General features: G+C 53.5%; 7 protein-coding genes. 6 read left to right on the top strand and 1 reads right to left on the bottom strand.

All coding sequences use genetic code 11. From position 1 onward, the window contains the following. On the bottom strand, nt 1-238 hold a 238-nt coding region (locus tag TPRIMZ1_RS0117305), incomplete at its 3' end, for a hypothetical protein (protein WP_010263657.1). A 57-nt stretch (nt 239-295) separates the two neighbouring features. Here TPRIMZ1_RS0117305 and TPRIMZ1_RS0117300 point away from each other — a divergent pair. The 6 genes from TPRIMZ1_RS0117300 to TPRIMZ1_RS0117275 all read left to right on the top strand — a co-directional run bounded on the left by TPRIMZ1_RS0117300 (nt 296) and on the right by TPRIMZ1_RS0117275 (nt 10,692). Next, nucleotides 296-1,492, top strand: coding sequence for a SpoIIE family protein phosphatase (locus TPRIMZ1_RS0117300; RefSeq protein ID WP_232616868.1), 1,197 nt, complete (start codon nt 296-298; stop codon nt 1,490-1,492). 15 nt (nt 1,493-1,507) lie between these two features. Beyond that, complete coding sequence (locus TPRIMZ1_RS0117295) at nt 1,508-2,683, top strand: PP2C family protein-serine/threonine phosphatase (protein WP_010263653.1); 1,176 nt, start codon at nt 1,508-1,510, stop codon at nt 2,681-2,683. Nucleotides 2,684-2,829: 146 nt separating this feature from the next. Then, nucleotides 2,830-5,385: a DUF5018 domain-containing protein gene (locus TPRIMZ1_RS0117290; RefSeq protein ID WP_010263652.1), complete on the top strand. Its 2,556-nt coding sequence runs from the start codon at nt 2,830-2,832 to the stop codon at nt 5,383-5,385. A 43-nt stretch (nt 5,386-5,428) separates the two neighbouring features. Continuing rightward, nucleotides 5,429-7,384, top strand: a complete 1,956-nt coding sequence (locus tag TPRIMZ1_RS0117285) for an adenylate/guanylate cyclase domain-containing protein (protein ID WP_010263650.1) — start codon at nt 5,429-5,431, stop codon at nt 7,382-7,384. Then, a complete protein-coding gene (locus tag TPRIMZ1_RS0117280; RefSeq protein ID WP_010263648.1) occupies nt 7,371-9,494 on the top strand; it encodes a FecR domain-containing protein in 2,124 nt (707 codons plus the stop codon). Before TPRIMZ1_RS0117285 ends, TPRIMZ1_RS0117280 begins: the two co-directional genes overlap by 14 nt. Next, nucleotides 9,484-10,692, top strand: a complete 1,209-nt coding sequence (locus tag TPRIMZ1_RS0117275) for a hypothetical protein (protein WP_157784308.1) — start codon at nt 9,484-9,486, stop codon at nt 10,690-10,692. The genes TPRIMZ1_RS0117280 and TPRIMZ1_RS0117275 overlap by 11 nt, the downstream gene beginning before the upstream one ends. The last annotated feature ends 98 nt before the right edge of the window (nt 10,693-10,790 follow it).

Genomic DNA, 10,790 nt, shown 5'->3' with positions numbered 1-10,790 from the left:
GCTCATCCATTTGGGGGGATATTTGCAGGTTTGCAAGACGTTCCAGTATAAAAGCCGCCCGCTGTTCCTCCTGATGGGTAGGGGAGGGGATCTCCGCCAAACGCAGGGCATCCGCCAAAAGGCGATCCGCCAGGGGGGAAGAGGCGCCACGGACACGATCCAGCGCCTTGACGGCCTTACCCGAAAGGATATTGATTTTAGGTATTATTTTATTAATAAACTGAAATAGTATATTCACCGGACTCCCTTTTTGAATAATAGTCTATTAAGACCAGGTTGTCCAATTGGTACCAGGATGGTATTATTAATACAACTATATATGGATGAACAGGGCGTTGCTACGCATGACCATTATTTTTCTCCCCTCCAGATTGGATCCATTGCGGAAATTATCGAACCGGTAAGTATTGGGTCCAGCGTGGTTGACGTTCTCGCTTCCCTCAAGGATGAACCGAAACGGAAAGTGGTCCCGGTGGAGCAAAACGGTAAGGTATTGGGGGTTATTTCCCGCTCTACCCTGGAAAAGATAGCCGGTTCCGCCTCATACACCGCCTTGGATACCAGTCTGGAAGCCTATCTGATTCCGGCCCTGGATACCGTTGAGGCTTCCACATCCATTGATGCGGTAATGGCGGACTTCCTTAAGGGGGAACAGGGGGATGACGCCTCGTGGTTTGTGGTTCTGTATAAACAGGCCTACTTTGGGGTGGTGGGGATCCGTAAAATAGTCGAGTATACCAATAGCATCCAGGTTCGGGATCTGCTGCGGGCAGGGGAGATACAGCAGAACCTCCTGGATAAGTCCCTGGTTAACGATAAACGGCTCCAGGTTCTGCTTTTCAATAAGATGGCCCATGAGCTTGGGGGGGATTTTTACCGGGTTTTCCGGGGTGGTAAGGACCGTTATCTGGTTGGCTGTTTTGATGTGGCGGGGAAGAATATCTCCGGGTCCCTGGCAACCATGGCCCTGGGCGCCTGTTTTTCCGCCCTGGAACTCTTCAAATTTGAGGGCGGCGCGGAAAAAACTACCCAGTTCATCAATTCCCTGGTACGGGATGTGAATCCCCCGGGTATCTTTGTTACCGCAGTGTTGTTTTATATCGATTTTACCACCATGACCGTGAAGATCCACAACTGCGGTTTTTCCCCGGTGTTGATCTTTGTGCCCCTGGAAGATAAGCGGATAACCTTTAAGGCCATACAGCCCAGCCTTCCCCCCTTGGGTATTCAGGAAGAGCTGGATGTGGATACCGGGCAGATTGTTTCCCTTACCAAGGGATTGCGGATTACCGCCTATTCCGACGGCTTGACGGACATGACCAATGTCTACGGGGAGCGTTATGGGGAGGATAAAACCTTTGACCTGTTAAAGAAGTTTCATCAGGTTCCCCAGAATAGTCTCCGGAGGTTCCTGGATCAGGAGATCGCAGGCTGGATAGGGGAGGCTTCCCTTGCGGACGATGTAACCCTGGTGGACATGCGGTTTTTATAGAGGAGTTTGGTTTTTATGGATCCGAATAACAAGGCGCCGGACATTAGTTTTTCTCCGCTCCAGGTAGGAACCCTGGTGATTTGTCCGGACCCGGTTCCGCTCGGGGAAACCAACGAGACCGCCCTCACGATTTTTCGGTCAAACCCCGAGTTGGAAGCCATCCCTGTTATAAGCGAAGGCAAAATAATCGGCGTTATCCCCGCCCGGGCCATGCTGGAAACCTTCGACGGTGTTTCCGCCCGTATGCGCGCCTGGCTGCGGGAACTCCACCTCTTCGTCATCCCCGCCCGGGCCACGGTAGATGCCACCACCTTTATCAGCACCCTGATGGACGAATACTTCTCAGGGGATCCCGGCAAGGATGCGGTGTGGTTCATCCTGGAATACAACCATACGTACCTGGGGATAGTCAGCCTCCAGAATATGCTGAAGTACACCAACAGTCTTCGTGCGCAGGACATGGCCCAGGCGCGGGAAATTCAGAAGAAGCTCCTGGCAAAAGCGGTGATCGACGATAAACGTATCAAGCTCCTGTTTTACAATAAAATGGCCAACGAAATCGGCGGAGATTTTTACCAGGTTTTTCAGATCTGGAAGGGCCAATACATGGTGGGCTGTTTTGATGTGGCGGCCCAGAACATCTCCGGCTCAATGGCCGCCATGGCCCTGGGCGCCTGTTTTGAAACCCTGGTCCTTTCCGATTATGACGGTTACCCGGAACGGATGACGGAGTTTATCAACACCCTGGTCCGGGATGTGAACCCCACGGGTCTGCGGGTAGGGGCGGTGCTTTTCTACATTGATTTTTCCACCATGACCGTGAAGATCCACAACTGCGGTTTTTCTCCTATCCATATTTTTCTCCCCTCCGATGGCAACCACCTTTCCTACAAACTGGTGTCCCCCAATATGCCCCCCCTGGGCCTGAATGAAGAACTGGATGTGGATAAAGGCCAGATCGTTCCCATTAAAACAGGCTTGCGCATCGCCACCCACACCAACGGCCTCCCCAACATGACCGCCCTTTCCGGGGAAAAGTTCGGAGAAAAAAACGCCTTTAATCTGCTCAAAACATTTCACGCCCACGATCATCGTGATATTCCCGCTCTTATGGACACTGAAATTGATCAGTGGTTGGGAGAGGCGCCCTTGGTGGATGATATTACCCTGATGGATATGCGGTTTGTGTAGTTAAAATTCGGTAAAGAACAAAAAACGGTGAATCTTACGAAGAAAAAGCGTATAATTTAAAAAACTCACAGAAAGGTACATGTACAAATGAATCTTGCGAAGAAAAAAGCATATATTTTAGAAAACGCAAGGGAAGGTACATGTACATGTACAGGGCAATTTTTTTCATACTTGTTCTCTCCCTTTCCGGCTGTGACAATTTCAGCCAGTCCATAGAGGATTTTATTGCACACCAAACCGGTGTGGTCCGGCTGGAAGACTGGGACCTGGGTACTTCCGGAAGTATTGTCCTTGAGGACGGGTCTATCCGTATCCCCCCCGCAGCCGCGTCATCACCTGAATTTATCCTGGATCTGAATTTGCATAATAGCCAGGGGTATGACCTGGGTTATGTGGTACTCAATAACGGAATAGCGCCGGACCCGGCTGCTATATGGGTGGAAGGTGGTGACTCCAACCGGGTTTTCATCCATATCGCCGGGGCACAGCCGGGGGATACATACACGCTTACCCTAAAGCTAGGGACCACCGACGGATGGCGCAGTTTTACTGACATTATAATTCCCCCCATTATTTGTGTGTCGGAGGATACACCACCGCCGCCGGCAGCGGACAAGGCGATTACGGCGTTCAGTATTACCAGCCCGGTAATGGCCGTCGGCGTGATTGACGAAGCTGCTGTGCCAAGGACGGTTGCTGTCGCGGCGCCTTACGGGACTGTTGTAAGTAGTATGACTGCGTCCGTTACCCACACCGGGATGACCATTGCCCAAAGCGGCGGGACGGCGCTGAGCGTATCCCCGGCTGTTTTTACCAACCTTGATTTCACCAGCCCGGTTACCTACACGGTCACGGCGGAGAACAATTCCACCGCAGACTATGTCGTGACCGTAACCCCGGCATTGAGCGGCGCCAAGGCGATAACTGGCTTTACCCTGGCAGGGGAGAGCGGAACCATAAACGAAGATGCGCACACCATTGCGGTAACCGTGCCCTACGGGACCAATGTTACCAGCCTTGCCCCCGCGCTTACCCATACCGGGGCGTCTATTAACCCCGATACGGGGGTAGCGCAGGATTTCAGCGCACCGCAAACCTACACGGTAACGGCGGCGGACGGTACAACCCAGCCGTATATCGTGACCGTAACGACGGCGGCGGATACTACCGTTTATACCATCACCATAAACACCGCCAGCCCTGCCAATGGAACGGTAACGGCAGCCATTGCGGGGACGCCGGTAACAACCGCCGCTGCTGGTGCCCAGCTTACCCTGACGCTTACACCGAACAGCGGGTATACCCTAACAAGCGCCGGCTATACCGATGGTGTCGCCACTATCCCCCTTGTTGCGGGGTCGAATTTAATTACCATGCCTGCCGCCGATATAACGGTGACCGCGGTATTTGCAGAAACCGTGAGCGCAGTCGCCATGCGGGGAACAATACCCTATGCGTCCCTTAAGGAGGCCATAGACGCGGTGCCGGCGGGGGGCGCAGGCAGCTCCGATGAAATTACCCTTTTACAAAGTATTATCCTGCCGGAGGGGACCGGGACGACGGGCTACACAATTACGGGCGGCAGACAGATACGGCTTGTCCCCAAAGCGGGAAGCGTCGTTACCATAACCCGGAGGAAGGATCCTATAGAGTTTACAGACAGTCTCTTTACGATAAGCGCGGGGACAGCTTTATACTTAGGTTTTGATACCCCCGGCGGCAGCGGCGAACTTATTATCGATGGGAACCACGCGGATCCCGGTTATATATGGGCCAGCGCCGCCCTTATTACGGTGGATGGCGGGACATTGAATATGTACGACGGGGTAACCCTGCGAAACAATTGGAATACCAACTATAGTAATCGCGGCGGCGGGGTTTATGTAAAAAGCAGCGGCGTCTTTAATCTCTACGGCGGGAAAATCAGCGAAAATAATGCTGCGAATACTACCTTCGGAGGCGGAGGGGTATATATCGGCGCCGGGAGCACCTTCAATATGAGCGGGGGAACCATCGCCGATAACTTTGCTTCCAGCGATACTACCTCAACCGATCTCAACAATTATGGCAACGGCGGACAGGTGTATCTTGCGGGCGGTAGTTTTACTATGTCGGCGGGAACCATAGGGGGCAGTTCCTTATCAAGCCCCGGGTATAACGCAAACCGCGGCGGCGGGGTGTATGCTGTGGGTGGTAGTTTTTCTATGACCGGGGGGACTATCCGCTCCAATCGCGCTGATCACGGCGGCGGGGTGTATGTGGAGGGCATTACCTTCAATATGAGCGGCGGAACCATAGGCGGGAACGGGAGCGGTGAAGGGAACGCCGCCTCCCTGGGTAACGGAGTGTTTTTGTTCGACTCCGGTGAGTTCGCCATGAGCGGTAATTCCGCCATGATCGGTAATGGGGTGTATGTGGATAGTACCTGTAAATTCTCCATGGAGGGCGGAGCGGCGGTTGCCCACGGCGATTGGGTATATCTTCGGTTAAATACATTTATCACCATACGGGGCAATCTGACCGGAAGGATACCCGTTGCGGCAATTCGGGTAGCGACGGCCTCATGGGGAAGCACCCGGGTATTAGCGGGAACGGGAACCCTTATCCGGGACAACAAAGACAGGTTTAATATATACCTCTCGCCGAACACCTATTCAGGTTCAACCCATATTGATGACAGCGGAATAATGATTGGGCCGTAATAACAGGGTAAGTTGCTATATGGAGAAAGACAGGGGAAACAGAGTGGCAGGCAAAAAAGAAGAAACCAGCAAAGTCGAATTGCATGGTGCAGCGAAGTCTCCCGCGCCTGGCAGGGTACGCTATCCCATCGGGATTAAGCTGGTAATCATCATCGTTTTCCTATTGCTCATTTCCCTGGGATCTATTACCGTCCTGGGGTCGGTTATGGTCTCCCGGGATTTGCGGATTACCGCGGAGGATAACAATTTTACGATCAACCAGCGATCCGCCGCGCAGGCGGAAAACACCCTGCAGACGATCCGATCCGACGCGCTGCTGCTTCTGGATTCCATCAATGCGGTGAGGGCCGGCGTAGGCCCGGGGTCAACTGAGTTATGGTCTGAGCTTTCCCGGCAGATTGCGGACATCTACTTTGAACGGAACCCGGATATAGCCGCCCTTGCCATGGGTGAACGGATGCTGATTAACGACGGGTTTTTTGTAAGCAATGAAATTGAAACTGCCCTGGTAGATGAATTTATGGATAGTTCCATTCAGGATGTAGAACATGCCCGCATGGGGGAGACGGTACTCTTAAACACCGCGCCGGTCTTCGGCATACCTGTCCTGGCTATGCTCTTGCCCTACCAGGGCTCAGGCGGCAGAGAAACTGAGACCGTGACCATCATATTCTCTTCAGAAAGCTTAAGCGATGCCTTTGGCGGTTTCGTTAATGTTTCCTTTATGGTCAATGATGCTGCGGATATTCTAATCCATGGGGATCACCGGCTGGTCATGGCCGGGGCAAATATGATAAATGATCCCCTGGTGAGAATGCTCCGGGAAAGCCGGGAACAGAATTTCCAAACCCTCTACACCGATTTGGCGGGGAACCGGCAATTCGGCGCATTTCGGAAGCTTGCCATTGCCAATGCGGTGGTGATCACCACCGTAGAATCCCGGGTGATCTTTGAGGGGATAAGCGCCACCACCCGGCGGAATATCTTTTTAACCGGGGCGGTGCTTTTTATCTCCATTCTCTTTATCTGGTTCTACTCCAAGACTATCAGCAGACCCCTGGAGCGATTGACCATTGCGGCGAGGGAGATTGAGGAAGGGCAGTTTGAGGTGCCGCTTGCGGAAAAGCGGCGGGACGAAATCGGCCTCCTGTCCGAAAGTTTCGTCAAGATGAGCAATGCCCTGGGTATTTTCGGCCACTTTACCAACCGGGAAATCGCCGTACGGGCAATGCGGGGTGAAATCCGGCCCGGCGGGGAACCGAAGTACGCCACCATTTTCTTTTCCGATATCCGCAGTTTTACGGCGATAAGTGAAAATTTTACCAACACCTTTGGTAACGAAGCCTCCGATAAGATTGTCGCCTGGCTGAACGCATACCTTACCCGCATGGTGGAGTGTGTGGAGAAAACCAACGGCGTGGTGGACAAGTATATCGGGGATTCGGTGATGGCCCACTGGGGAACCGCCTATACCACAGGGGTTACGGAACATGATGCCCTTAACGCAGTACGGGCCGCCCTGTTGATGCGCGTAGCCCTGCTGGAAATGAACCGCAGGCGGCAGCCGGATGATCCCGCCGACCCGGTTATCAGGATCGGCTGCGGCATCAATTCGGGAATTGTCACCGTGGGACAGATTGGATCCCCCCAGCGCATGGAGTATACGGTCATCGGCGACGCAGTAAACCTGGCAAGCCGTACCGAAGCGGTGAACAAACCCCTGGGAACGGACATTTTGATTACCGAAGATACCTGGAACCTTGTGGGAAAATATTTGATCACCGAAGAAATGCCGGTGGTAACCGTAAAGGGCAGGGGAAAGCCCGTACGGATGTTCGCGGTAGTAAATCTGATCGTTAAAGAAGGTATGGAGCAGCCCCATCCCCGGACACTGACGGAACTGCGGAACATGCTGGGCATTTGTGAACCGGATCTCTGCAGCGTAGATGTCAATGCGAAGGTTCTGAAGTACAAGATTAAAAAAGATGGGCATTGCTAAAAACAACCGGACCATGGGCCCCGCCGATTATATGGTTATCCTTCTCTGCCTTGCGGGGGCTTTTTTTTGCCTCTGGCTTTTCTGGCTTGATTTCAACCGGACACTTTTAAGGCAGAACACGGCGCCCGTGGGGACCATCACCTGGAAGTACAAGGCAGCCCAGCGCCGCTTTATGGACCGGATGATATGGGACCGGCTGCAAAAAGAATCGCCCATATATGACGGCGACCATGTCCGTACCGCTGAACTTTCGGAAGCCTCCGTAACCTTTACCGGGGGGCTCATCGTCGATCTTACGGAAAACAGCCTGATACAGATTTTTTCAGATCATACCATACACCGGATTGATTTAACCCAGGGCGGGATAAGTGTGGATACCGCCTCCGCCGGAAGCGGGACCTCCCTGATACTGAATACCGGGAGCAGGACCATACGCGCAGCCGGCGGCGCGGTGCTGGCTGCCCGCGTTGACGGGGAGGGGAACTTTTCCCTGCGCATAAGTGAAGGCAGTGCGGCAATAGATATGGATGGCGGAAACCTGCAGCTGTCTGCGGGAGAAGCGCTGACCCAAGACGCGGAAGGCCGTATCCTTGAAAGTCCCCAAACAGTAATGCTCTCCCCCAAACCAAACGCCCGGCTTATCCACAGCGGTGACGGTCCCATGCCGGTGGAGTTTTTCTGGAATCCGCAAAACTATGGCGATAACGACCGTACCCGCATAGAGATTGCTTCGGACCGGAGTTTTAGGCGGATCCTCCATACCCTGGATGGGGGACAGCAAAAGCGGGCCTCGGTGGAACTACCGCCGGGTGTTTTTTTCTGGCGGGCCTACCCTTTGAATGGGACAACTAACGCAGCATCCGGAACAACCGACGCAGCCGCTACGGCCTCAGGAAAACTAATGATACTCTCCATAGCGGTTCCCCGGACACTGAACCCCGAGGAAGGCCGCGAATATCAGTATCGGAACAAAATCCCGGCAGTGCGGTTTCAGTGGACCTCATCGCCGGAAATTTCTTTCCATTTATTAGACGTTGCGGATAATCCCGGCTTTGTAAGTCCCGCGCTGCGGGAACTGGTACGGGGCGGCTCGGGGAACCTCATGTCCATCACCCATACCGGCCTAGGAACGGGGCGCTGGTACTGGCGGATAACGCCGGTCTTTACCGATGAATATGAGGGGAACCTTGCCCCGTCGGCTCCGGCATCTTTTACTATCACCCAAAGTGGAAACCTGGAAGCCCCCGTCCTGCTGAACCCCCGGCCTGATGCTATACTCAATGTCGCCGGGGACCGGGAAGACTTCTATTTCTCCTGGCAAAACGAGGCCGAGGCAGGATCCTATACGCTGCTAATTGCCGCCTCGGAGGATTTACGGGATCCCCTTATTACCCGGCAGGTAACCAATAATTATACTGTTTACGGCGCCGGGGAGACCCTTCTTGGGGAAGGGCAGTATTATTGGGGCGTATACCAGACCGATAGCGAAGGAGCCATTTCTGCGATTTCGCCATCCCGGCCTTTTACCGCCATGGAGGGAACATCTACCCTGCAGCCCGCCCCGCGGCCTGAACCACCACCCCGCCGTCCGCAGCCGGCTCCAGCGCCGATCTTTGAAACGCCATCACCTCCTCTGTCAGAACCACCGTCCGACCGTCCGCAGCCGGTTCCAGCGCCGCTGTCGACCACGCCATCACCACCGCCGGCTGCGGCCGCAGTTTCAATCCCGGATCCCCTTCTTCCGGAAGCTCTGGGGCGGCGGCCGGAAAACGGGTACATCATCGGCCCCGGGCAGCTGCGGGAGTCCCGGATTATTACGTTTGTCTGGGAAGCCGTTCCGGGTGCGGATGCCTACATTTTTGCCCTCTACAAGGAGGAGGGGGACAGCCGGCATCTTATAGAAAGCCGGACCTTGGCGCAGAATTCCCATACCCTCAGTGACTTAAGCCTGCTGGAGAACGGCAGCTTTATGTGGCAGGTGGAGGCTGTCAATCAGGCTGCGGGGGATCCTATTCAACGGGGAGCCGTCGGTGAAAATAGTTTTACGGTGGACCTTCCCATGATGCAGCGTAAAACCGCAAACAACCCGGGTATAATCTATGGCCAGTAAGCGCATCGTTACTTTATCAGTATTACTAATTATGTGTATGCCTCCTGCGGCAGTCGTATATGCAGAGGATACGCCACATGATGAGGATGGTTATTTTATTGTATGGGAAGATGATAGACCAAGGTTTATGCAGCGCCTTTCCTGGGACCACGATGAATTTGCGCTCCGTTATGAGCTGATCCTTGAGAAAGAACAGAACGGAGAAAATGTAGAAATACTGCGTGAAATAACGGAAGAAAATTACGGAATACTTTCTCTTCAGCCAGGACAGTACCGGTACACAGTAATGGTGTATAATCTCCTGGATAGGCTTGAATATACCATGGATTGGGTTTATTTTGAAGTCCTGCGTGCCATTCAGCCAAAGATACTTACGTTTGCCCCCGAAGAAATAGTTCTGGACGGGAATACTCAATCGCAGCAGCTTGTCCTAGATACAGAGGGCTTAGCCCCCGGAGCGCTTATTATGCTCCGCCGCCCGGAACCTGAACAGGAGATACATCCCCTGAGGACGGAGATTAACGGGAATACGGCGCAGCTTATCTTTAACAGCGGGCAGCTTGAGCCGGGCGCTTATGATGTGTATGTCCGAAATCCCGGCGGGCTGGACAGTTCCCGGGGCATCCTGCGTATCAGCCGTCCCGATCCGCCGGAGCAGTATGTCCCGGGCCGTCCCGATATTAATGTTTCTGTGGGATACGCTCCCCTTGTCCCTCTCTATGGGGCTCTGTTCAACAGTGATACTTTCGATAAGCTTTTATTTCCCCTGGGCGCCGTGGCCAGGGGAACTGTTGTTCCCCTTAAGTGGGGCTGGTGTAATCTGGGGCTGGAGTTAGGCGCCTCCTGGAATAAGCTGGAAACGCAAAAGGAAAACTATGATGTTGCAGCCCGGCTTTTCGGGGCGCAGCTCAGCCTGCTGTACCAGCTATGGCTGCCAAACCGGATTATGGCCTTTAATTTCCGCCTTGGGGCAGGGCTCGGCGTAATAGGGGATTTTTATTTTGACTACCATGCCGGTAAGGGCGATTCCCTGGACAGCCAGTACCTATCCCTTGTTGCAGGGCTTTCCTTCCAGTGGCTTATCAAGGGGCCGTTTTTTATCGAAGCCGGCGTCGATTTTACCCAGATCCTGTCCCCGGATGACCGTTCTGAACCGGGCTATCTTAGGCCGGCCCTAAGCGTAGGCTGGAAGTTCTGATATTTTATACCCATAGGTGATTGGTCAATCGCCCATGGATATAAAAAAACGAATAAAATTTTACAATACCTATTGATTAATACATGAAAATGGACTAT

Source organism: Treponema primitia ZAS-1 (assembly GCF_000297095.1).
GTDB lineage: Bacteria > Spirochaetota > Spirochaetia > Treponematales > Breznakiellaceae > Termitinema > Termitinema primitia_A.
The sequence above is the reverse complement of the archived record's forward strand: the minus strand, read 5'-3'. Positions and strand labels throughout refer to the sequence as shown.

Excerpts from the sequence above, each read along its gene's own strand:
- TPRIMZ1_RS0117290 (WP_010263652.1), top strand. The coding sequence starts at position 2,830 with ATGTACAGGGCAATTTTTTTCATACTTGTTCTCTCCCTTTCCGGCTGT.
- TPRIMZ1_RS0117280 (WP_010263648.1), top strand. The coding sequence starts at position 7,371 with ATGGGCATTGCTAAAAACAACCGGACCATGGGCCCCGCCGATTATATG.
- TPRIMZ1_RS0117275 (WP_157784308.1), top strand. The coding sequence starts at position 9,484 with ATGGCCAGTAAGCGCATCGTTACTTTATCAGTATTACTAATTATGTGT.
- TPRIMZ1_RS0117295 (WP_010263653.1), top strand. The coding sequence starts at position 1,508 with ATGGATCCGAATAACAAGGCGCCGGACATTAGTTTTTCTCCGCTCCAG.
- TPRIMZ1_RS0117300 (WP_232616868.1), top strand. The coding sequence starts at position 296 with ATGGTATTATTAATACAACTATATATGGATGAACAGGGCGTTGCTACG.